At 66.3% G+C, this 22,561-nt stretch carries 16 protein-coding genes; 5 read left to right on the top strand and 11 right to left on the bottom strand.

All coding sequences use genetic code 11. The features are described 5' to 3' along the window. The first annotated feature begins 16 nt into the window (after nucleotides 1–16). Genes glgC through glgX form a run of 4 tightly spaced genes read left to right on the top strand, consistent with a single transcriptional unit; the run spans nucleotide 17 to nucleotide 6,010 of the window. Complete coding sequence (gene glgC, locus D9601_RS14450; protein ID WP_232474267.1) at nucleotides 17–1,240, top strand: glucose-1-phosphate adenylyltransferase; 1,224 nt, start codon at nucleotides 17–19, stop codon at nucleotides 1,238–1,240. Further along, on the top strand, nucleotides 1,237–2,631 hold the full coding sequence (gene glgA / locus D9601_RS14445; protein WP_198354734.1) for a glycogen synthase GlgA: 1,395 nt from the start codon (nucleotides 1,237–1,239) through the stop codon (nucleotides 2,629–2,631). The genes glgC and glgA overlap by 4 nt, the downstream gene beginning before the upstream one ends. Further along, nucleotides 2,628–4,247, top strand: a complete 1,620-nt coding sequence (locus tag D9601_RS14440; protein ID WP_198354733.1) for an alpha-D-glucose phosphate-specific phosphoglucomutase — start codon at nucleotides 2,628–2,630, stop codon at nucleotides 4,245–4,247. Before glgA ends, D9601_RS14440 begins: the two co-directional genes overlap by 4 nt. Further along, nucleotides 4,247–6,010, top strand: coding sequence for a glycogen debranching protein GlgX (gene glgX / locus D9601_RS14435; RefSeq protein ID WP_443024760.1), 1,764 nt, complete (start codon nucleotides 4,247–4,249; stop codon nucleotides 6,008–6,010). Before D9601_RS14440 ends, glgX begins: the two co-directional genes overlap by 1 nt. A 4-nt stretch (nucleotides 6,011–6,014) precedes the next feature. On the opposite strand, the gene cyoD is transcribed toward glgX, so the two are convergent. From cyoD to cyoA, 4 genes are read right to left on the bottom strand one after another with little or no spacing between them, the layout of a single operon-like run. After that, nucleotides 6,015–6,404, bottom strand: a complete 390-nt coding sequence (gene cyoD, locus D9601_RS14430) for a cytochrome o ubiquinol oxidase subunit IV (RefSeq protein ID WP_198354732.1) — start codon at nucleotides 6,402–6,404, stop codon at nucleotides 6,015–6,017. Beyond that, the gene (gene cyoC, locus D9601_RS14425) at nucleotides 6,401–7,045 is read right to left on the bottom strand and encodes a cytochrome o ubiquinol oxidase subunit III (RefSeq protein ID WP_198354731.1); all 645 of its coding nucleotides are present in this window, start codon (nucleotides 7,043–7,045) and stop codon (nucleotides 6,401–6,403) included. Before cyoC ends, cyoD begins: the two co-directional genes overlap by 4 nt. Beyond that, nucleotides 7,042–9,048 carry a cytochrome o ubiquinol oxidase subunit I gene (gene cyoB, locus D9601_RS14420; protein ID WP_198354730.1) on the bottom strand — a complete coding sequence of 669 codons (2,007 nt, stop codon included), beginning with the start codon at nucleotides 9,046–9,048 and terminating at the stop codon, nucleotides 7,042–7,044. Before cyoB ends, cyoC begins: the two co-directional genes overlap by 4 nt. After that, nucleotides 9,048–9,911, bottom strand: a complete 864-nt coding sequence (gene cyoA / locus D9601_RS14415) for a ubiquinol oxidase subunit II (protein WP_332838012.1) — start codon at nucleotides 9,909–9,911, stop codon at nucleotides 9,048–9,050. Before cyoA ends, cyoB begins: the two co-directional genes overlap by 1 nt. A gap of 305 nt (nucleotides 9,912–10,216) precedes the next feature. On the opposite strand from cyoA, the gene D9601_RS14410 reads away from it, so the two are divergent. Then, nucleotides 10,217–12,802: a TonB-dependent receptor gene (locus D9601_RS14410; protein WP_232474228.1), complete on the top strand. Its 2,586-nt coding sequence runs from the start codon at nucleotides 10,217–10,219 to the stop codon at nucleotides 12,800–12,802. A 9-nt stretch (nucleotides 12,803–12,811) separates the two neighbouring features. Here D9601_RS14410 and D9601_RS14405 read toward each other — a convergent pair whose 3' ends face one another. From D9601_RS14405 to zapE, 7 genes are all read right to left on the bottom strand, one after another. Then, a complete protein-coding gene (locus D9601_RS14405) occupies nucleotides 12,812–13,150 on the bottom strand; it encodes a GCN5-related N-acetyltransferase (RefSeq protein WP_198354728.1) in 339 nt (112 codons plus the stop codon). Then, nucleotides 13,150–14,553: a dihydrolipoyl dehydrogenase gene (gene lpdA / locus D9601_RS14400; RefSeq protein WP_198354727.1), complete on the bottom strand. Its 1,404-nt coding sequence runs from the start codon at nucleotides 14,551–14,553 to the stop codon at nucleotides 13,150–13,152. Before lpdA ends, D9601_RS14405 begins: the two co-directional genes overlap by 1 nt. A gap of 126 nt (nucleotides 14,554–14,679) precedes the next feature. Next, a complete protein-coding gene (gene odhB / locus D9601_RS14395; RefSeq protein WP_198354726.1) occupies nucleotides 14,680–15,903 on the bottom strand; it encodes a 2-oxoglutarate dehydrogenase complex dihydrolipoyllysine-residue succinyltransferase in 1,224 nt (407 codons plus the stop codon). A gap of 107 nt (nucleotides 15,904–16,010) precedes the next feature. Continuing rightward, nucleotides 16,011–18,989 carry a 2-oxoglutarate dehydrogenase E1 component gene (locus D9601_RS14390; protein ID WP_198354725.1) on the bottom strand — a complete coding sequence of 993 codons (2,979 nt, stop codon included), beginning with the start codon at nucleotides 18,987–18,989 and terminating at the stop codon, nucleotides 16,011–16,013. Between the two features lie 156 nt (nucleotides 18,990–19,145). Further along, complete coding sequence (sucD, locus tag D9601_RS14385) at nucleotides 19,146–20,030, bottom strand: succinate--CoA ligase subunit alpha (RefSeq protein WP_115379064.1); 885 nt, start codon at nucleotides 20,028–20,030, stop codon at nucleotides 19,146–19,148. Between the two features lie 87 nt (nucleotides 20,031–20,117). After that, nucleotides 20,118–21,080 (bottom strand): malate dehydrogenase, encoded by a 963-nt coding sequence (mdh, locus tag D9601_RS14380; protein WP_198354724.1) that lies wholly within the window; start codon nucleotides 21,078–21,080, stop codon nucleotides 20,118–20,120. Nucleotides 21,081–21,382: 302 nt separating this feature from the next. Continuing rightward, a complete protein-coding gene (gene zapE / locus D9601_RS14375) occupies nucleotides 21,383–22,492 on the bottom strand; it encodes a cell division protein ZapE (protein WP_198354723.1) in 1,110 nt (369 codons plus the stop codon). Between the last annotated feature and the right edge of the window lie 69 nt (nucleotides 22,493–22,561).

Below are 22,561 nucleotides of genomic sequence, written 5' to 3'. Positions count from 1 at the left end.
GCTGTCGCGCGATGCGATGGCCTATGTGCTGGCTGGCGGGCGCGGCAGCCGGCTGATGGAACTGACCGACACCCGCGCCAAGCCAGCGGTCTATTTCGGCGGCAAGAGCCGGATCATCGACTTCGCGCTGTCCAACGCGATCAATTCGGGCATCCGCCGGATCGGCGTCGCTACGCAATATAAGGCGCATAGCCTGATCCGCCACCTGCAGCGCGGCTGGAACTTCCTGCGCGACGAGCGCAACGAAAGCTTCGACATCCTGCCCGCCAGCCAGCGCGTCTCGGAATTCCAATGGTATGAGGGCACCGCCGACGCGGTTTATCAGAACATCGACATCATCGAGAGTTACGGTCCCGAGTTTATGGTGATCCTGGCCGGGGATCACATCTACAAGATGGACTATGAGATCATGCTCCAGCAGCATTGCGACAGTGGCGCCGACGTCACGGTTGCTTGTATGGAGGTGCCGCGCATGGAGGCGCGTGCGTTCGGCGTGATGCACGTCGATGAGACCGACCGGATCATCGACTTCGTCGAGAAGCCCGCCGATCCGCCGTCGATCCCCGGCCAGCCCGACGTCGCGCTTGCCTCGCTCGGCATCTACGTCTTCTCGACCCAGTTCCTGTTCGAAGAATTGCGCCGCGATGCCGACACGCCGGGATCGAGTCGCGATTTCGGCAAGGACATCATCCCCTACCTCGTCGAACACGGCAAGGCGCAGGCGCACCGCTTCTCCGCCAGTTGCGTGCGCTCGTCGGAGGAGCCGGCCGCCTATTGGCGCGACGTCGGCACGGTCGACGCCTATTGGGAAGCGAACATCGACCTGACCGACATCATCCCGCAGCTGGACCTGTACGACAAGGAATGGCCCCTGTGGACCTATTCCGAGATCACGCCGCCGGCGAAGTTCGTCCACGATCTCGACGGGCGGCGTGGTTCGGCGGTGTCGAGCCTGGTGTCGGGCAATTGCATCGTGTCGGGATCGACCATCCACCGCAGCCTGTTGTCGACCGGCGTGCGGGCGCACAGCTACTCGTCGCTCGATGAAGCGGTCGTCCTGCCCTATTGCCACATCGGTCGCGGTGCGCGGCTGAAGAAAGTGGTGCTCGACCGCGGCGTGGTGATCCCGGATAATCTCGTCGTCGGCGAGGATCCGATGCTTGACGGCCAGCGCTTCCGCCGCACCGACAAGGGCGTCTGTCTGATCACCCAGCCGATGATCGACCGGCTGACGGCGTGAAGGTCCTGTCCGTCGCCTCGGAGGCCTTCCCGCTGGTCAAGACCGGCGGGCTGGCGGACGTCGTCGGGGCGCTGCCTGCGGCGCTCGCTCCGCACGGCGTGCAGACGACGACGCTGATCCCCGGCTATCCAGTGGTCGGCAAGGCGGTGAAGGGCGCCAAGGTCGTGCGGCGTTGGCCCGACCTGATGGACAGCGAGGCGCGGCTGCTGAGCGCACGGATCGGCGAGCATCCGCTGCTCGTGCTCGACGCGCCGGCGCTGTTCGCGCGGACCGGCGGGCTGTACGGCCACGCGGATGATTGGCGGCGCTTCGCAGCGTTGGCGAAAGCGGCGGCGGACGTGGCGGAGGATTTCGACCTGCTCCATGCCCACGATTGGCAGGCCGCACTGGCGCCGGCCTATCTGCGCTACGGCGGTGGCACGGCGCGCAGCGTGACGACCGTGCACAACATCGCCTTCCAGGGCCAGTTCGGCGCCGACATCTTTCCGGAACTGGGCTTGCCGGACGCCGCCTGGGGCATCGACGGCGTCGAATATTACGGCGGGGTCGGCTTTCTCAAGGCGGGCCTGGAAAGCGCCGATGCGATCACCACGGTCAGCCCGACCTATGCCGCCGAAATCCGGGAGAACCGCTTCGGCATGGGGCTGGAGGGGTTGATCGAGGCGCGCGTGTCCCGCGTCCACGGCATCGTCAATGGCATCGATCCGGCGGTGTGGAACCCGGAAACGGACGCCGCCCTGCCCCAGCGCTATACCGCCCGCGCGCTCGGCCGGCGCCGTGCGAACAAGCGTGCGGTGGAAAAGATGTTCGGGCTGGAGGCCGGCGACGGCCCGTTGTTTACTGTCATCAGTCGCCTGACCTGGCAGAAGGGCATGGACGTGCTCGTCCACTGCCTGGACGAATTGGTCGCGCGCGGCGGTCGGCTGGCGCTACTCGGCTCGGGCGACGCGCCGCTGGAACAGGCCTTCCTGACGGCCAGCCAGCGCCATGCCGGTCGGATCGGCGTGCGGATCGGCTATGACGAGCCGCTGTCGCACCTGCTGCAGGGCGGCGCCGATGCGATCCTGATCCCGTCGCGCTTCGAACCGTGCGGGCTGACCCAGCTCTATGGGCTTGCCTATGGCTGCGTCCCCGTCGTCGCGCGGACCGGAGGGCTCGCCGACACGGTGATCGACGCCAATGAAGCGGCGCTCGCCGCCGGCGTCGCGACGGGCTTTCAGCACGGCGAGGTCAGCTATCATAGTCTCAGCCACGCCATAGCGCGGACGGTTCGGGCCTATTCACGACCCGATCTGTGGTGCACCATCCAACGCAACGGTATGCGTGCGGACTTCTCGTGGAACGAGAGCGGCCGCCGCTATGCCGATCTTTACAAGAGCCTGATCGCATGACCCGTAGTGTTTCGACGACGCCCTATCCGGACCAGAAGCCCGGCACTTCCGGGCTGCGCAAGAAGGTGACCGTCTTCCAGCAGCCGAACTACGCCGAGAATTTCGTCCAGTCGGTGTTCGACGTTATCGATGGCAAGGACGGCGCGACCCTGGTGATCGGTGGCGACGGCCGCTTCCTCAATCGCGAGGTGATCCAGAAGGCGATCCGCATCGCTGCCGCCAACGGTTTCGGGCGCGTCGTGGTCGGCCGCGGCGGCCTGCTATCGACGCCGGCGGCGAGCAACATGATCCGCATCCGCCAAGCCCTGGGTGGTCTGGTGCTGTCGGCCAGCCACAATCCGGGCGGCCCGACCGAGGACTTTGGGATCAAGTACAACATCGCCAACGGTGGTCCCGCGCCCGAAGGGGTGACCGAGGCGATCTTCGCGCGAACCAAGACCATCGACCGCTGGCTGACCGTCGATGCAGCCGACCTCGACCTCGATACGCTGGGCGAGAGCCAGGTCGGCGCAATGACGGTCGAAGTGGTTGATCCCGTCGCGGACTATGCCGCGTTGATGGAGCGCTTGTTCGACTTTGCTGCGATCCGCGACGCTGGGCTGACCATGGCCTTCGACGCGATGAGCGCGGTGACCGGCCCCTATGCGACCGAGATCCTTGAGCGCAGGCTGGGTTTCGCCCCGGGCACGGTGCGCAACGGCATCCCCTTGGAGGATTTCGGCGGCCATCACCCCGACCCCAATCTGGTCCATGCCAAGGACCTGTACGATCTGATGATGTCCGCCGACGCGCCCGATTTCGGCGCCGCGTCGGATGGCGACGGCGATCGCAACCTCATCATCGGCCGGGGCCGCTTCGTGACGCCATCGGACAGCCTGGCGATGCTCGCCGCCAACGCGCATTGCGCATCCGGCTATGCCGGCGGGCTGAAGGGCATCGCCCGCTCGATGCCGACCAGCGCCGCGGCCGATCGGGTCGCGGAGCGGCTCGGTATCCCCGCCTTCGAGACGCCGACCGGGTGGAAGTTCTTCGGCAATCTGCTCGACGCCGGCATGGCGACGGTCTGTGGCGAGGAAAGTGCAGGCACGGGCAGCGATCATGTCCGTGAGAAGGACGGCCTGTGGGCGGTGCTGCTCTGGCTCAACATCCTCGCCGTCACCGGCAAGTCGGTCGACCAGCTCGCCCGCGATCATTGGGCGACCTACGGCCGCAATTATTACGCTCGTCACGACTATGAAGGCGTCGAGAGCGCGCGGGCGGACGCCCTGATGACGGAGTTGCGTGGTTCGCTGGGCGACCTGCCGGGTCGCACTGTCGGTTCGCTGACGATCGCCGCGGCGGACGACTTCGCCTATACCGATCCGACCGATCAGTCGGTGAGCCGCCACCAGGGCGTGCGCATCCTCTTCGAGGGCGGCAGCCGCGTCGTCTTCCGTCTGTCGGGCACCGGCACCAGCGGCGCGACCCTGCGTGTCTACCTCGAACGCTACGAGCCCGCCGAAGGTCGGCTGGACGAGGAGACCGGCACGATGCTCGCCGACATCGTCGCGGCGGCGGATGCGATCGCGGGGATCGGGCGGCACACCGGGCGGAGCGCGCCCGACGTGGTAACGTGATCGGGCTTGCGGGGTCCGTCGCGTCGGCCCCCGCTTTCGGCGCGATCGTCGACGAGGGTGCCGTCCGCTTTACCGTTCGTGCTTCCGCTCCTGTCACTCTTTGCCTGTACGACGGCAATGCCGAGCGCCAGATTGCCATGGAAGATACCGGCGCGGGCATTTGGACCGTGCGCGTCGCCGGCGTCGGCCCCGGCCAGCGCTACGGCTATCGCTGCGCCACCGACCCGACCAAGCTGCTGGTCGATCCCTATGCGGTCGAACTCGACCGCCCCTTCGTCTACGATCCCATTCTGGGTGAGCCCGGCGTCGAGACCGCCCCTCTGGTTCCCCGGGCGATCGTGCAACCGCGGCTCAGCCCGACGCGCCCGCTGCCGCCGCTCTTCGCGCCCGGCGGGCTGATCTACGAGATCAACGTCCGCGGCTTCACCATGCTTCATCCGGACGTGCCGCCGGCGCAGCGCGGCACGATCGCGGCCCTCGCCCATCCCGCCATCATCGCGCATCTCCGGAAGCTGCACGTCGCGGCGGTCGAGCTGATGCCGATCGTCGCCTGGATCGACGAGCGTCACCTGCCGCCGCTCGGCCTCACCAACGCCTGGGGATACAATCCGGTCGTGCCGATGGCGCTTGATCCGCGGCTCGCTCCCGGAGGCGTGGCGGAGCTCCGCGACACGGTGGCGACGCTGCGCGCGGCGGGGATCGGCGTGATCCTCGACCTCGTCTTCAATCACAGCGGCGAAAGCGACGTACACGGCCCGAAGCTGTCGTTGCGCGGTTTCGATGACGCGCTCTATTATGCGCATGCGCCCGATGGCAGCCTGATCAACGACACCGGCACCGGCAACACGCTCGACTGTGCACGGCCCGAGGTGCGGCAGCTGATCCTCGATGCCCTGCGCCATTTTTCCGCGCTGGGCGTAGACGGCTTTCGCTTCGATCTCGCGACCGTGCTGGCGCGCGGTCCGGGTTTTGCCGCCGATGCGCCCATCTTCACAGAAATTGCCGCCGACCCCCTGCTTGCCGGCCGGCTGATGATCGCCGAGCCATGGGACATCGGACCCGGCGGCTATCAGCTCGGTCAATTTCCGGCTGGCTGGCTGGAATGGAACGACCGCTATCGCGACGACGTCCGCCGCTTTTGGCGCGGCGATCTCGGTGCCGGAGCCTTGGCGACGCGGGTCGCTGGCTCGGACGACATCTTCGGCAATGACGGTACGCGCAGCGTCAACTTCGTCGCCGCACACGACGGCTTCACGCTCGCCGACCTCGTCGCCTATGAACACCGTCACAACCACGCCAATGGCGAGGGCAATCGCGACGGCCACGGCGACAATTACAGCTGGAACAACGGCGTTGAGGGGCCGAGCGGTGATCCGTCCGTGAATGCGGCGCGCGACCGCGATCGGCGTGCGCTGCTGGCGACACTCTTCGCCTCGCGCGGCACGATCATGCTGACCGCAGGCGACGAGTTCGGGCGCACGCAGCAGGGCAACAACAATGCCTATGCGCAGGACAATGCGATCGGCTGGGTCGATTGGGCGGCGCGCGATGGCGCGCTGGAAGATTATGTCGCCGGCCTGGCGGAGTTACGCAAGGCGCATCGGCTGGGCGATCCGGCTCCGTATCAGCAGCCGCGATGGTATGATCTGTCAGGCTCGCCAATGACGGCCGCGGCCTGGGACGGCGCAGCCGGCTTCATCCTGGAGATCCGCGGCGCCCGCATCCGCGTCGATCGCGTGACGCGCCAGGTGACGATCGGCTGAACCGTCACATCGCCGGCTGGCGCACCATGCCGGGCATCAGATTGTGGTCGAGATGCCCCATGATCCAGATCGAGCCGACCAGCACCAGACCGACGATCAGCACGCCGAACGCCAAGGCCAGCACGTTGTTGGTATTGTCCGGTCCGCTGGTCACGTGGAGGAAGAAGACGAGGTGGACGCCCATCTGGGCGATCGCCAGCGCGATCAGGGCGACCGGGATCGCCGGCCCCCACACCAAGCCGGTTCCCGCCACCGTGAAAGAGGCGCCGGTGAGCAGCGCGGCGAGCACGAAACCCGCGGCGTAGGTCCGCACCTTCTCTCCGACGCTGGCACCCGCGCTTGCCCCGTCGCCGGGCGCGCGATCGTCGTCGAGTTCGGCATTATCGTCGCTCATGCGCCCGATCCCAGCAGATAGACCACGGTGAACAGCGCCACCCAGATGATGTCCAGCGCATGCCAGAACAGGCTGAAGCAGGCGACGCGCCGCATGATGTCGTCGCGGAAGCCCTTGGCCCAGACCTGCGCCATCATCGTCGTCAGCCACATCAGGCCGAGCGTGACGTGCACGCCGTGGCAGCCGACCAGCGCGAAGAAGGCGGACAGGAAGGCGCTGCGCTGTGGCCCATGTCCTTCATTGATCAAATGTAGGAATTCATAGGCCTCAAGACACAGGAAGCCCGCGCCGAGCAATGCAGTGGCGGCCATTGCGAGCTGGAACCACAGGCGGTTCTTGACGCTCGCGGCGATGCCGGCGAGCCCGCAGGTGAAGCTGGACAGCAGCAACAGCACCGTCTCCGCCCCGACCAGCGGCAGTTCGAAGATGTCGCGCCCGGATGGTCCGCCCGCGGTCGCGCGTTCGAGCACCGCATAACCGGCGAAAAAGCCGGCGAACATGACGAAGTCGGTCAGCAGGAAAATCCAGAAGCCATAGGCAACGACGATCCGTTTCGGCGCCGGCCCCTTGTGGCTGCTGCCCTGCGCCTCCGACCGGCCGAGCCGGTGGGGATCGCCTGCGCTGGTGGCGGCGGCGCTCACGCGGTCTGCTCCACCGGCAGGTCAAGCATCGCCGCCTTGCCACGCCGCCGATCCGCATCGAGCCGCCGGGCCTCGTCGGCACTGACCTCGAACTCGGTCTTGTCGCGCCAGGCGAAGATGACGAAGGTCGCCCAAGCGCCGAGGAAGCCGAGCACCACCAGCCACCAGATGTGCCACACCAGGGCAAAGCCCATTGCGGTGGCGAAGAAGGCGGTGACGACGCCGGTCGGCGAATTGCGCGGCATCTCGAAGCTCTCGTATTTGGGCTGCTTCGACAGTTCCTTGTTCTCCCGCGCCGTCTCTTTGATGCCCCAATAGGCCTCCTGCCCCTCGACATTGGGCAAGGCGGCGAAGTTGAACGCCGGCGGCGGCGAACTGGTGATCCATTCCAGGCTGCGGCCGTCCCACGGGTCGCCACTGCTATCCACCAGCCTCGCACGATCTCGGATCGAGACGATGAACTGCATGACCTGACAGGCCATGCCGCCGGCGATCAGCACCGCGCCAAATGCGGCGGCGATCAGCCACGGCTGCCAGCCGGCGACGTCGTAATGCTGCATCCGCCGCGTCATGCCCATCAGGCCGAGGACGTAGAGCGGCATGAAGGCGAGGTAGAAACCCGTCACCCACAGCCAGAAGGCGCGCTTGCCCCAGCGTTCGTCGAGCATGAAGCCGAACGCCTTCGGGAACCAGTAATTATAGCCGGCAAAGGCGCCGAACAGCACGCCGCCGATGATCACGTTATGGAAATGCGCGACCAGGAACAGCGAGTTGTGCAGGACGAAATCGGCGGGCGGTACGGCGAGCAGCACGCCGGTCATGCCGCCGATGACGAAGGTCATCATGAAGGCCACCGCCCACATCATCGGCACATGGAAGCGAATGCGGCCGCCATACATGGTGAACAGCCAGTTGAAGACCTTCACCCCGGTCGGCACCGCGATGATCATCGTCGTCACGCCGAAGAAACCGTTGACGTCGGCCCCCGCCCCCATCGTAAAGAAATGGTGCAGCCAGACCATGAACGACAATATGCAGATGACCATGGTCGCGACGACCATCGAGCGATAGCCGAACAGCGGCTTGCCCGAGAAGGTCGACACGACTTCCGAGAAGATGCCGAAGGCCGGTAGGATCAGGATGTAGACTTCGGGATGGCCCCAGGCCCAGATCATGTTGACGAACATCATCTGGTTGCCGCCGAGCTCGTTGGTGAAGAAGTGGAAGCCGAGATATCGGTCGAGCAGCAGCATCGCGAAGGTCGCGGTCAAGATCGGAAACGCGGCGATGATCAGCAGGTTGGAGGCCAGCGAGGTCCAGCAGAACATCGGCATGCGGCTGTAGGTCATGCCCGGCGCCCGCATCTTCAGGATCGTGGTAACCAGATTGACGCCGCTGAGCAGCGTGCCGATCCCGGATATCTGCAGCGCCCAGAGATAGTAATCGACGCCGACACCGGGTGAGAAGCGCAGCTCCGACAAGGGCGGATAGGCAAGCCATCCGGTCTTGGCGAACTCGCCGATCACCAGGCTGAGGTTGACCAGCAGCGCGCCCGCTGCGGTCAGCCAGAAGCTGACCGAGTTGAGGGTCGGAAACGCCACGTCACGTACGCCAAGCTGCAGCGGCACGACGAAGTTCATCAGCCCGACCATGAACGGCATCGCCACGAAGAAGATCATGATCGTGCCGTGCGCGGAGAAGATCTGGTCGTAGTGATCGGGCGGCAGCCAGCCGCCATTATTGTAGGCGATCGCCTGTTGCGAGCGCATCATCGCCGCGTCGGCGAAACCGCGGACCAGCATGACGAGGGCGAACAGGCAGTACATGATGCCGATCTTCTTGTGATCGACCGACGTGATCCACTCGTTCCACAGATAGGGCACATAGCCGTGCCGCCACGCCCAGACGGCGGCGGCGAGGATCATCGCGCCGACCGCGCCGGCGGCGAACAGCGGCAACGGATTGTCGAAGGGGATCGAATGCCAGCCGAGCTTGCCCAACATCAGCTTTCGCGCCCCTCGTTGTCGACTTCATGCACCGGCGCCCCCGCCTGGCGCACCGCCGCGGCAAAGAAACCGGGCGGCACCGCGCGATAGGTGAAGGGCGCGACATTGCCCTTCGCCTTGGCGAGCGCGAGGTAGCTGGCGCCGTCCAGCACGGCGCCGCCGCTGCCGCGCACGCCGTTCGCCCAGGCCGCAAATTGTGCCGGCGGCACGGCGGTCACGGTGAAGTTCATGTTGGCGAAGCCCTCGCCGCTATAGTGCGCGGACAGGCCGCGATACTGGCCGGGCCGATCCGCCATCAGGTTCAGCTTCGCTTCCATCCCCGCCATCGCATAGATCTGGCTGCCCAATTGCGGGATGAAGAAGCTGTTCATCACCGTTGCCGAGGTGATCTGGAACCGTACCGGCACCCCCGCGGGGATGACCAGCCGGTTGACGCTGGCGACGCCCTGATCGGGATAGATGAACAGCCATTTCCAATCGAGGGCGACGACCTGCACCGTCACCGGAGCCTGCTTGCTGACGAGCGGCCGCGGCGGATCGAGCTGGTGGCTGCCGACCCAGCCCATGCCGCCGAGGAAGATGATGATCAGCAGCGGCACCGACCAGACGAGGAGCTCCAATTTTCCGGAGAAGGAGAAGTCCGGATAGCGTTTGGCGCGGTCGTTCGAAGCGCGATACCAATAGGCGAAGGCACCCGTCGCGACAATGGTCGGGACGACGATCGCCAGCATGATGCCGAGCGCGTTGATCAGGATGCTCTTCTCGCCGGCCGCTACCGGGCCGGCGGGATCGAGGACACCCGGGACGCAACCTGACAGCGCCGGCAGCATCGCCACCGTCACCGCCACACCACGGGCCACGTGCCACCGGATTGGCGTCATCATCCCCCCATCACCGCGCCGAATGGGCGATCTATGCCAGGGTAACGAAGCGGCGGCCATGTAGGTCCATACCAGTCAGGGCGCCGCCACTTTGGCTTTACGGGCAATTGTCGGCCTTCACGCCACATGCCGGCCACAATCTCTTTCCTATAACTGATGTATAAAATCGATTTCGCTGAGATGAGAATGCAACACTGCCCGAATGATGCTGGCATTCGGCTCGGGGGAAATTGCGGGCTTGCCAGAATTGACACGGTAACGACTTGCTTTCGGGGGATAATCCAATGACCGGGCGTAGGACATCGCTGACGCTGCTGATGGCCGGGTGCAGTGGGTTGGCGTTGGCAATTCCCCAGCCGGCGCTTTCGCAAAACGGTGCAGCACCGGCGGCCGATCGGGCCGCTGCCGCAACCGAAGCGGGCACCGCGGACGATGTGATCATCAGCGCCCGCCGCATCGCCGGCTCCGCGATCGGCGATGCCACGCCGATCGCAGTGCTGGACCCCGCAGCGATCCGCGCAATGGGCGCAACGAACATGAAGGAGTTGGTGCAGCGGCTGAAAGGCTTGACGGCAAGCGCCAGCGGCGGCGCGCCGATCTTCCTGCTCAACGGCCGGCGCACCGCCGCACCGGAAGAAATCTGGGAATTGCCGCCCGAGGCGATCGAGCGCACGGAGATTTTGCCCGAACAGGATGCGGCACGATTCGGCTTCCCGCCGACGCAGCGGGTGATGAACTTCATAACCAAGAAGCAATTTCGTTCGGTGGCGACGCAGCAACTCGCCGGCACGACGACCGAAGGCGGCGGCGGCACCAATTATCTTGAAATGATCGCCACCCGACTGTCCGGATCGCGGCGCCTGTCGGTCAATGCATCCTGGTTGCGGCAGAACCCGGTACAGCAGGATTCCCGCGCAATCCTGCCCGATCCGGACATCCCTTTCGCCTTGACCGGCAATGTCGCCGCCGCCGGTGGCGGCAGCATTGATCCCGCGCTCGACCACCTTGTGGGCGACACGGTGAAGGTCGCCGCATTGCCCACCGATTCCGCCGGCCGGCGCAACCTCGCCGCCTATACCGCGACCGCGAACAGGCCGGCGATCACCGACATCGGTCGTTACCGCACGCTGCAGCCGCGGATCGACACCGTAAAAGCCGATGCGACGTTCGCCGCGCCGATCGCCGACGCCGTCTCCGGTTCGCTGACCCTCGGGATGGAGGCTCAGCAAACCCTTGGTCGCAACGGACTCGCCGCCGCCACGCTGCGCGTGCCGGGCGGTGGCGTCCTGCCGTTCGCCGGCGACACCTTGGTATCGCGCTACTTTGCCGACACCACGCTCCATCAACGTAGCACCAACCTGAAATTGAACGCCGGCGGCGGCGTACACGGGCTGATCGGTCGCTGGTCGTGGCACGTAACCGGCAGTTACGACCATTCCCAATCGAGCACCTACAACGAACTCGGCATCCCGACCGACGCCTTACAGGCCAGCATCACCGCGGGCGGCGACCCGCTGCAGCCGCTGGATGCGGCGGAGACGGCAGCGCGGCTGGCCACGCGCCGCCGTGGCAGCGCCGACAACCTGACCGCAAAAGCGACCGCGAACGGGCCCTTGGTCCGACTGCCGGCAGGCGATGCCCTGGTCACCGTGACGGGTGACTATATGCGTGGAACCGGCACGATCGGCCTTGCCAACGGCTCGGACCGGGCGCTGGCCCGGACGACAAGCGGTGCGAGCATCAACGCGACCGTCCCCGTCACGGCGCCGGATCAGGGCGTGCTGTCATTTGTCGGAAGGCTGACGTTGAACGGTACGATCGGCATCTCCGACGTGTCCGGTTACGGCAGCCTTGTCCGATCGACCTACGGCCTCACCTGGGCGATCGACAAGCGCATCCAATTCACCGCGTCGATCGACCTTTCGCAGACGCCGCCGGATCTCATGGTGCTGACCCTGCCGATCCTCTCAACGCCGAACACGCCGTTCTTCGACTTTGTCACCGGCACCACGGCGACGGTGACGACGATCAGCGGGGGCAATCCGCTGCTCTTGCCCGAGCGCCGTCACGCCGCCCGGTTTGGCGTATCGCTGACGCCGTTCGCCGATGGACCGCTCCGCTTGTCGGTCGATTACGTCGACCGTCGTACCGTCAACCAGATGACTTCGGTCGGCAGCGCGACGTCTGCCTTCCAATCTGCCTTTCCCGAGCTGTTCCAGCGCAACGACATCGGCCAGCTGACCCGCGTCGATCTGCGCTCGATCAACGTCGCCGAGGAACGGGAGCGCAGCCTGCAATTCACCGGAAGCATCTTCACGCAGCTTGGGAAGAAACCGGCCGCCGCTGCGTCGCCAGCCGGTGGCGCTGCGAAGGTCGCGCCGCCCCCGAAGCCGCCGAAGCCGCGACCCTATCTCTACGCATCGACCAATGCGACGCTGCGGCTCGAAGACACCGCGTTGCTGCGCGCCGGCCTGCCGACGCTCGACCTGCTCGACGGCGCGACGCTGAACGGCACAGGCGGTCGTCCACGGTGGGAAGTGACGGGCGATATCGGCGGCTCGTTCGGGCCGGTCAATCTCGGCACCTATACGCAGTTGCAGGGACCGACGCGGGTCCGCAATTCGATCGCCGCGTCGGACCTGCATTTCTCCGGACGTACTTGGATCGTCGCCTACGGCTCGCTCCACGCGGATCAGGTGGTGCACCAGCCGTGGGCCAAAAACACGACGTTGAACGTGACCGTGGAGAATCTGCTGAACGATCGGATCGACGTGCGCGACCGCACCGGTGCGACGCCGAATCGGTTCCAGGCCGCCTATCTCGACCCGCTCGGTCGATCCATCCGGCTCGGTGTCCGCAAATTGTTCTAGGAAGCGGAGCTAGCGCGCAGCATCGGTCCGCCCGACGCGCCAAGCCAGGGAGCGGCCGTTCATCGCCGCCATATCCGCGTCCCCGTCGATCGCCGCCTGTCCCAAGGCCACGGCCCTGGCCAGAGCTGCCGCGTCGATGTGGCGATAGGCCGGGCGGCCGGTGACGGCATCGTACCACCGGCCGCCGAGTGCGTTATCGAGCAGGATGCGCTGGAAGCAATGATCCGCGCGCACCGGCCAGTGGCGCTCGGCGGCAAGCGCGGGCAGCGTGACCCGCGTCAGCGTCAGCCACGCGTCCTCCAGGGCGGCACGGTCCGGATCGGAAGCCGGAACCGCGCCGCGGGGCATCAGATGTGGATCGGCTTGCCGGTCACCGCCATGGCGGCTTCCTTGATCGCCTCCGAATGGGTCGGATGGGCGTGGCAGGTATAGGCGATATCCTCGCTGGTCGCGCCGAATTCCATTGCCTGCGCCGCCTGCGCGATCATCGTGCCGGCGACGCTGGCGATCGCCCAGACGCCGACGACGCGATCGGTCTTGGCATCGGCGATGATCTTCACGAAGCCGTCGGGCTCATGGTTGGTCTTGGCGCGGCTGTTCGCCATCATCGGGAACTTGCCGATCTTCACATCGCCGCGTGCCTTCGCCGCTTCCTCGGTCAGGCCGACCCCGGCGAATTCCGGCATGGTGTAGACGACCGACGGGATGACGTCGTGGTTCACGATGCCATGCTGGCCGGCGATATTCTCGGCTACCGCGATCCCCTCGTCCTCCGCCTTGTGCGCGAGCATCAGGCCCGGCGCGACGTCGCCGATCGCCCAGACGCCGGGAACGTTGGTACGGAAATCGTGGTCGATCTCCACCTGGCCGCGGCCGTTCAGCGCGACGCCAGCCGCTTCGAGGTTGAGGCCGTCGGTATTGGGCTTGCGGCCGATCGCGACCAGCACGGCGTCCGCCTCGATCGACTGCGCTTCGCCGCCGGCCGCGGGCTCGACGGTCAGCGTCGCCGTGTCGCCGTTGACGGCAACGCCGGTGACCTTGGTCGACAGCTTGAACTCGATGCCCTGTTTCTTGAAGATCTTATTGGCTTCCTTACGCACGTCGCCATCGAAGCCGGGCAGGATCTGGTCGAGGAATTCGACGACGGTGACCTTGGCGCCGAGACGCCGCCACACGCTGCCGAGCTCGAGGCCGATCACGCCGCCGCCAATGACGACGAGGTGCTGCGGCACCTTTGCCAGCTCCAGCGCGCCGGTCGAGTCGACGACGACCTTCTGGTCGACGGTCACGCCGGGTAGAGGCGTGACGCTGGAGCCGGTGGCGATGACGATGTTCTTGGCGCGCACCGTCCGGCCCGCAACTTCGACCGTGTCCTTGCCGGTGAAGCTGGCGCGGCCCTTCAGCCACTCGACCTTGTTCTTCTTGAACAGATATTCGATGCCGCCGGTCAGCTGCTTGACGGCGTCGCGGCGCTGGCCGTGCATCGCATCAAGGTCGAGCTCGACGCCCGTCGCCTTGATACCGAGCTTGGCGAAGGCGCCGCCAGCGACACCCTCGAAATATTCCGACGCGTGCAGCATGGCCTTGGACGGGATGCAGCCGACGTTGAGGCAGGTGCCGCCCAAAGTCTCGCGGCTTTCCGCGCAGGCCGTCTTCAGGCCGAGCTGCGCCGCGCGGATCGCGGCGACATAGCCGCCGGGGCCGGCACCGATCACGAGGACGTCATAGTCGTACTGCTGTTCGTCAGCCATGGTCTTGTCTCCACCCCGGCGCTTGCCGGGGGCCAGTTACGGGGCGGATATAGGCGTGCACGGCCCCGGTTGCATCAGTCGCCGCCCCACCCCCGGCCTGCGCCGGGGTGGCAGGAAGCGCCAGTCTTACAGGTCGATCAGGATGCGGGTCGGATCCTCGATCGCATTCTTCAGCGCGACCAGGAAGGTCACCGCCTCGCGGCCGTCGATCAGACGGTGGTCGTAGCTCAAAGCGAGATACATCATCGGGCGCACCACGATCTGGCCGTCGCGGACCACCGGGCGCTCCTCGATGCGGTGCAGACCGAGCACCGCCGACTGCGGCGGGTTGATGATCGGGGTCGACATCAGCGAACCGAACACGCCGCCGTTCGAGATGGTGAAGGTGCCGCCCTTCATTTCGTCCATCTTGAGCGTGCCATCCTTGGCGCGCTTGCCGAAATCGCCGATCGTCTTTTCGATGCCGGCGACCGACAGGTCCTGGGCGTCGCGGATCACCGGCACGACCAGGCCGTTCGGCGCGGAGACAGCGACCGAGATGTCGGCATAATCGTGGTAGACGATCTCGTCGCCCTCGATGCTGGCGTTGACCGACGGGATGTCCTTCAGTGCCATCGTTGCGGCCTTCACGAAGAAGCCCATGAAACCCAGCCGGACGCCATGCTTCTTCTCGAACAGGTCCTTGTACTTGGCGCGCGCCTCGATCACCGCGGTCATGTCGACGTCGTTGAACGTCGTCAGCATCGCGGCGGTGTTCTGCGCTTCCTTGAGGCGCTTGGCGATCGTCTGGCGCAGGCGCGTCATCTTGACGCGTTCTTCCTTGCGGCCGCCGGTGGGTGCCGGAGCGGCGGCAACGGGCTGCGTCGCCGACGCGGACGCGGTGGGCTTGGCCGATGCGGCGGCGGCGACGTCTTCCTTGGTCAGGCGGCCGTCCTTGCCGGTGCCCTGGATCGTCGAGGGATCGACGCCATGCTCCAGCACCGCACGGCGCACCGACGGCGACAGGGCCGCGGCGGCATCGCCGGTCGGCGCAGCGGCGGCGGCAGGCGCGGACGTCGCCGGGCTGGCAGTCACGGCCGGCTCGGCCGCCGGGGTCTTGGCCGGGGCGCCGTCGCCCGCCTCGATCGTCGCCAGCATCGCGCCGACCTCGACTGTCGCGCCGACCTCGACCGCATGCTGGCCCATCACGCCCGCGACCGGGCTCGGCACCTCGACCGACACCTTGTCGGTCTCAAGGCTGGCGATCGGTTCGTCGACCGCGACCGCATCGCCAGGCTGCTTGAGCCATTCGCCGAGCGTCGCCTCGGTGATCGATTCGCCGAGCGTCGGCACCACAACTTCAGTCGCCATTCCCATCTTCCTCCGCCCCGGGGGGCTTCACGCGCGCGGGTCGGTCGTCACCCGCGCCAGTTTCACCGTATCACCCGGCCGAAGCGACGGCCGGGCCATTCGTCATCTTAGCTCGACGGCGCCTGCGTGGGCCGTGCCGTCGTCGTGCTGCCTTCTGCACGCGTCCGGCGGATTTCCTCACGCACATTATGGCCCAGCGCATCGGCGACCAGCGCGCCCTGCTCCGCGGTGTGGCGCTTCATCAGGCCGGTCGCCGGCGAAGCCGCACCGGCGCGGCCGGCATAGCGGGCGCGGGCAACACGCGCACCGGCCTGCTGTAGCACCTCTTCGATGAACGGCTCGACGAAGAACCAATAGCCGTTGTTCTTCGGCTCTTCCTGGGCCCAAACCACGTCCTGCAGGTTCGGCATCTTCGCGATCCGCTCCGCCAGCGCCTCGCTGGGGAAGGGGTAGAGCTGCTCAACGCGGACGATCTGCGTGCCCGTGTCGCCGGCGGCATCGCGCGCCTCGATCAGGTCATAGGCGACCTTGCCGGTGCACAGCACCAGCCGGGTCGTTTCCGCATCGGCCGCGCCGTTGGTGTCGGACAGCAGGCGACGGAAGTGGCTGTCGCCCAGGAAGTCCTCGCTCTTCGACACCGCCAGCTTGTGACGCAGCAGCGACTTGGGCGTGAACAGGATCAACGGCTTGCGGAAGTTGCGATGCATCTGCCGGCGCAGCAGGTGGAAATAGTTCGCCGGCGTGGTGACGTTGGCGACCTGGATATTGTCGCCCGCGCACGACTGCAGGAAGCGCTCGGGACGCGCCGAGCTATGCTCCGGCCCCTGCCCCTCGTAGCCGTGCGGCAGCAACATCACCAGACCGTTGGCGCGCAGCCACTTGGACTCGCCCGAGGTGATGAATTGGTCGATCATGATCTGCGCGCCGTTGACGAAGTCGCCGAACTGCGCCTCCCACAGCACCAGCGTCTTCGGGTCGGCGAGCGCATAGCCATATTCGAAGCCGAGCACGCCATATTCCGACAGCGGGCTGTCGAGCACCTCGAAACGACCGTGCTCCACCGTCTGCAGCGGGATGTACTTATGCTCGTCGGTCTGGTCGACCCAGACGGCGTGGCGTTGGCTGAACGTCCCGCGGCCCGAATCCTGGCCCGACAGGCGCACGCCATAGCCCTCCGACAGCAGCGAACCGAAGGCCAGCGCCTCGCCGGTCGCCCAGTCGAAGTTCTCACCGGTTGCGAACATCTGGCGCTTGGCGTCGAGCACGCGGCTCAGCGTCTTGTGGACCTGGATCGAGTCTGGGATCGTCGTCAGCTTGCGGCCGAGCGCGTCGAACAGCTTGCGGTCGAGACCGGTCTCGACGTTGCGGCGGCCCTGGTCGCTTTCCTTCGGCGCCGACAGGCCCGACCAGCGACCGGCGAACCAGTCCGCCTTGTTGGGCTTGTAAACCTGGCCGGCCTCGAACTCGCCCTCGCAGCGGGTGACATATTGCTTGATGTTCTCGTCGACCCACGCCTGGTCGACGACGCCTTCCGCCACCAGACGCTTCGAGTAGATCTCGCTGACGCCCGGATGCTTGCGGATGATGTTGTACATCAGCGGCTGGGTGAAGCCCGGCTCGTCGCCTTCGTTGTGGCCGAAGCGCCGGTAGCACCACATGTCGATGACGATGTCGCGGTGGAACTTCTGCCGGAATTCCATCGCCATCTTGGTGGCGAAGGTCACTGCCTCGGGATCGTCGCCGTTGACGTGGAACACCGGCGCCTGCACGCCCTTGGCCACGTCCGACGGATAGGGCGACGAGCGCGCAAACTGCGGGCTGGTCGTGAAGCCGACCTGGTTGTTGATGATGAAGTGGACGCAGCCGCCGGTGTTGTAGCCGCGGATGCCGGAGAAGCCGAGGCATTCCCAGACGATCCCCTGCCCCGCGAAGGCCGCGTCGCCATGGATCAGCACCGGCAGCGAGGCGGTGTGGTCGGTCAGGTCGCCGGCGATCGTCTGGATCGCGCGAGTCTTGCCGAGCACGACCGGGTTCACCGCCTCGAGGTGCGACGGATTGGCGACCAGGCTCATGTGCACCTTGTGGCCGTCGAATTCGCGGTCCGACGAGGTGCCGAGGTGATACTTGACGTCGCCCGAGCCGCCGATGTCCTCCGGATTGGCGGATCCGCCGGCGAATTCGTGGAAGATGACGCGCAGCGGCTTGCCCATCACGTTGGCGAGCACGTTCAGCCGGCCGCGGTGCGCCATGCCGAAGACGATCTCGCGCACGCCATATTGGCCGCCGTATTTGATGACGCTTTCCAGCGCCGGGATCATCGATTCACCGCCGTCGAGGCCGAAGCGCTTCGTCCCGACATACTTCTTGCCGAGGAACTTCTCCCACTGCTCGGCTTCGATGACCTTGTTGAGGATCGCCTTCTTGCCGTCGACGGTGAAGTCGATCGCCTTGTTCTGGCCCTCCATCCGCTCCTGCAGGAAGCGGCGTTCCTCGACATCGACGATGTGCATGTATTCGAGGCCGACGTTGCCGCAGTAATTCTTGCGCAACGTGTCGACCAGCTGGCGGATCGTCGTCCATTCGAAGCCCATCGTGCCGCCCAGATAGACGGGGCGATCGATGTCGGCATCGGTGAAGCCGTGATATTCAGTGCGCAGGTCCTCGGGCATCTCGCGCTTGGCAAGGCCGAGCGGATCGAGATTGGCGGCGAGGTGGCCGCGGACGCGATAGGTGCGGATCAGCAGCTGGGCGCGGATCGCATCGCCGGCCGCGCGGATGATCTCGTCCTTAGACGGCGCCGGCGCGGCGGCGGCGGTCGGCGCGGGCTTGCCGCCCTTGGCCGGCTTCGGCGCCGGCTCCATCTGCGTCGGGTCGAGGCCGGCAGTCAGGTCATCGGTGGTGGTCAGCGGCCAGCGCTTGTTGGTCCAGCTCGGACCGCCCGCCCCACGCTCCAGCCCTTCGAAGAAGGTCTGCCAGCCGCCCTCGACCGACGCAGGGTCGGCCTGGAACTTGGCATAAAGCGCCTCGATGAACGCGGGGCTGACGCCCTGCGCGATGTCACTGAAATCCTGGCCTTCGTAGCCCATCGTCTTCGTCCTTCTTTCCCTCTCCCGTCGGGAGAGGGAGGGGCCCGCCCGCATAGCGGGTGGGAGGGTGAGGGTGACGGGTGCCCCACACCCTCACCCTTCCGCCGCCTGTCGGCGGCTCCCTCCCTCTCCCGGCGGGAGAGGGAGGGTGTAACGTCAACCCTTCAGCACCTCGAGCAGGGTCGAGCCCAGCTCCGACGGCGAGGCCGCCACCTTGATGCCGGCGGCTTCCATCGCCGCGATCTTGTCCTCGGCGCCGCCCTGACCGCCCGACACGATCGCACCGGCATGGCCCATGCGACGGCCCGGAGGCGCGGTGCGGCCGGCGATGAAGCCCGCCATCGGCTTGCTGCGACCGCGCTTCGCCTCGTCACGCAGGAACTGCGCCGCTTCCTCTTCGGCCGAGCCGCCGATCTCGCCGATCATGATGATCGATTCGGTGGCGTCGTCGGCCAGGAACAGCTCCAGCACGTCGATGAAGTTGGTGCCGTTGACCGGGTCGCCGCCGATACCGACCGCGGTGGTCTGGCCGAGGCCGGCGTTCGAGGTCTGGAACACCGCCTCATAGGTCAGCGTGCCCGAGCGCGACACGACGCCGACCGAGCCCTTCTTGAAGATCGAACCCGGCATGATGCCGATCTTGCACTCGCCCGGCGTCAGCACGCCCGGGCAATTCGGGCCGATCAGCCGCGACTTCGACGCCGACAGCGCGCGCTTGACGCGGACCATGTCGAGCACCGGAATACCTTCGGTGATGCAGACGATCAGCGGCACTTCCGCATCGATCGCCTCGAGGATCGAGTCCGCGGCAAAGGGCGGCGGCACGTAGATCACCGACGCATCGGCGCCGGTCTTGGTCACCGCCTCGGCGACGGTGTCGAACACCGGCAGGCCGAGATGCTCGGTACCGCCCTTGCCCGGCGTGACGCCGCCGACCATCTGCGTGCCGTAATCCAGCGCCGCCTTGGTGTGGAAGCTGCCGGTCTCACCGGTCATGCCCTGGGTGATGACCTTGGTGTTCTTGTTGACGAGGATGCTCATGGAGGCTCCCGAGAGTGACAGCCTCCGTCGGCGGAGGCCATGATAAAAGGCGCTGGCGACCACCGGCCGCCGGCGCTGAAAAGATGATCAGGCGAGGCTCTCGTCGATGCCCTTGCAGGCGACGAGCAGTTCCTTGACCGCGTCGACCGAGACCTGAAGGTTGGCCTTCGCCTCGTCCGACAGCTTGACCTCGACGACCTTCTCGACGCCGCCGGCGCCGATCACGACCGGCACGCCGACATAGAGATTGTCGATGCCATATTCACCCGACAGGTGAGCGGCCGCGGGCAGGATGCGCTTCTGGTCATAGAGATACGCCTCGGCCATCGCGATGCCGCTGGTCGCGGGCGCGTAATAGGCCGAGCCGGTCTTGAGCAGCGCGACGATCTCGCCACCGCCGCCGCGCGTGCGCTTGATGATCTCGTCAACCTTCTCCTTGGTCGAGAAGCCCATCTCGATCAGGTCGCTGACCGGAATGCCGCTGACGGTCGAATATTGGAGCACCGGCACCATCGTGTCGCCGTGACCGCCGAGCACGAAGGTGTTCACATCCTTCACCGACACGCCGAACTCCTCGGCGAGGAAGTGGCTGAAGCGCGCGGAATCGAGCACGCCGGCCATGCCGACGACCTTGTTCGCCGGCAGCCCGGAGAATTCGCGCAGCGCCCAGACCATCGCGTCGAGCGGGTTGGTGATGCAGATCACGAAGGCGTCGGGCGCATTGGCCTTGATGCCCTCGCCTACCGCCTTCATCACCTTGAGGTTGATGCCGAGCAGGTCGTCGCGGCTCATGCCGGGCTTGCGCGCGACCCCGGCGGTGACGATGATCACGTCCGCACCAGCGATGTCGGCGTAATCGTTCGAGCCCTTGATGCTGGCGTCAAAGCCTTCGACCGGGCCGCACTGCGACAGGTCGAGCGCCTTGCCCTGCGGCACGCCCTCGACGACGTCGAACAGGACGATGTCGCCCAGTCCCTTGAGCGCTGCGAGGTGCGCGAGCGTGCCGCCGATATTGCCGGCGCCGATCAGCGCGATCTTCTTGCGGGCCATCCCAATCCTACTCCGTGATGAGGGCGTGTGAATTGGTCACGCCGCATAGGCCTATTGGTGCGATGGCACAACCGCATAACGACCACCGGTTAAGATAATTGATGATAATCGTTCGCGATAGCGATAAGGCGGATCTGCCTCTCCTCAGCGCAGGTTCTGATCCGATGGACAGGCAGTCGTGACAAGGCGCCGCGCCCGGCTAGCAGCGTTCCTCAACCAAGCCCCGGTCTTCGCCCGGGACGAAAACGGGTCTGTGTACCCAAAGCCGTGCCCCCGCGTCAGACAATTGCCGCGGGGCGGCGCTAGGCCGTCTCCCCCGCCGCACCATGCCCCTGGGCAAGATAGTCGTCCGAGCGCATTTCCTCCAACCGGCTGACGGTGCGCTGAAATTCGAAGCGGCCGTCGCCTTCGGGATAGAGCGCGTCGGGTTGCGCATCCGCAGCGGCGAGCAGCTTGACCTTATGCTCGTAGAGCGCGTCGATCAGTTGCACGAACCGCGCCGCCTCGTTGCGGTTCTCCGGCCCCAGCTTCGGAATGCCGACCAGAATGACCGTGTGATACCGGCGCGCGACCGCCAGATAGTCCGCCGCGCCCCGCGCCTCGCCGCACAGCTTCTTGAAGGAGAATACCGCGACGCCCTTCAGCGTCTTGGGAACATGCAAGGTGCGCCCCTGCACGTTCAGGTCCTCCGAGGGGATGGGTTCGCTGACTTCATGGTCCGTCAGTCGGAAAAAGGCGGCGGACAGTTCCGCCGTCACCTGCGGTCCGTTCGGCACCAGCCAGGTGTCCTGCTGGCCGAGCCGGTCGCGCCGATAGTCGACCGGCCCGTTAAGCGCGAGCACGTCCAGCCGGCTTTCGATCAATGCGATGAAGGGCAGGAAATGCTCGCGATTGAGGCCGTTGCGATACAGGTCGGACGGCGCGCGGTTCGAGGTGGTGACGATCGTCACGCCGGCCGCGATCAGCGCGGTGAACAGCCGCGACAGGATCATCGCATCGGGCGAATTGGTGACCATCATCTCGTCGAACGCGAGCAGCCGCGTCTCCGATGCCAGTGCCGCCGCGACCGGCGCGATCGGATCGCCGACCTCGCGGCGCCGCTCGATCGCGATCCGGCCGTGCACCTCCAGCATGAATTCGGCGAAATGCACCCGCCGCTTCGCCGCCACACCGACATTGGCGAAGAACAGGTCCATCAGCATCGACTTGCCGCGTCCGACGTCGCCCCACAGATAGACACCACGCACGCTCGTCGCGCGGCCGGTGACGCGAGCGAGCAGGCCGCGCCGTTGCGGCCGCTCCAGCGCGACAGCGAGGGCATCGAGACATTCCGCGGCGGAACGCTGCTCCGCGTCCGGGCGCAACTCGCCGGCGGCGATCAGCGCGTCATAGGCAGCGAGAACAGCGGACACGGACAATCTCCTGCGCGACCAAACCGCGCGGCCCCTTCGACCGCCAGCCCTGTCGCATACGGCGCCCCC

The organism is Sphingomonas sp. MA1305 (assembly GCF_016107325.1).
Lineage (GTDB): Bacteria > Pseudomonadota > Alphaproteobacteria > Sphingomonadales > Sphingomonadaceae > Sphingomonas.
This window is presented reverse-complemented; position numbering and strand designations above follow the sequence as displayed.

Coding starts and splice junctions, on each gene's coding strand:
- lpdA (WP_198354727.1), bottom strand. CDS start 14,553: ATGGCTGACGAACAGCAGTACGACTATGACGTCCTCGTGATCGGTGCC.
- odhB (WP_198354726.1), bottom strand. CDS start 15,903: ATGGCGACTGAAGTTGTGGTGCCGACGCTCGGCGAATCGATCACCGAG.
- D9601_RS14405 (WP_198354728.1), bottom strand. CDS start 13,150: ATGCCCCGCGGCGCGGTTCCGGCTTCCGATCCGGACCGTGCCGCCCTG.
- cyoD (WP_198354732.1), bottom strand. CDS start 6,404: ATGAGCGACGATAATGCCGAACTCGACGACGATCGCGCGCCCGGCGAC.
- D9601_RS14390 (WP_198354725.1), bottom strand. CDS start 18,989: ATGGGCTACGAAGGCCAGGATTTCAGTGACATCGCGCAGGGCGTCAGC.
- cyoB (WP_198354730.1), bottom strand. CDS start 9,048: ATGTTGGGCAAGCTCGGCTGGCATTCGATCCCCTTCGACAATCCGTTG.
- glgC (WP_232474267.1), top strand. CDS start 17: ATGGCCTATGTGCTGGCTGGCGGGCGCGGCAGCCGGCTGATGGAACTG.
- D9601_RS14410 (WP_232474228.1), top strand. CDS start 10,217: ATGACCGGGCGTAGGACATCGCTGACGCTGCTGATGGCCGGGTGCAGT.
- D9601_RS14440 (WP_198354733.1), top strand. CDS start 2,628: ATGACCCGTAGTGTTTCGACGACGCCCTATCCGGACCAGAAGCCCGGC.
- mdh (WP_198354724.1), bottom strand. CDS start 21,080: ATGGCCCGCAAGAAGATCGCGCTGATCGGCGCCGGCAATATCGGCGGC.
- sucD (WP_115379064.1), bottom strand. CDS start 20,030: ATGAGCATCCTCGTCAACAAGAACACCAAGGTCATCACCCAGGGCATG.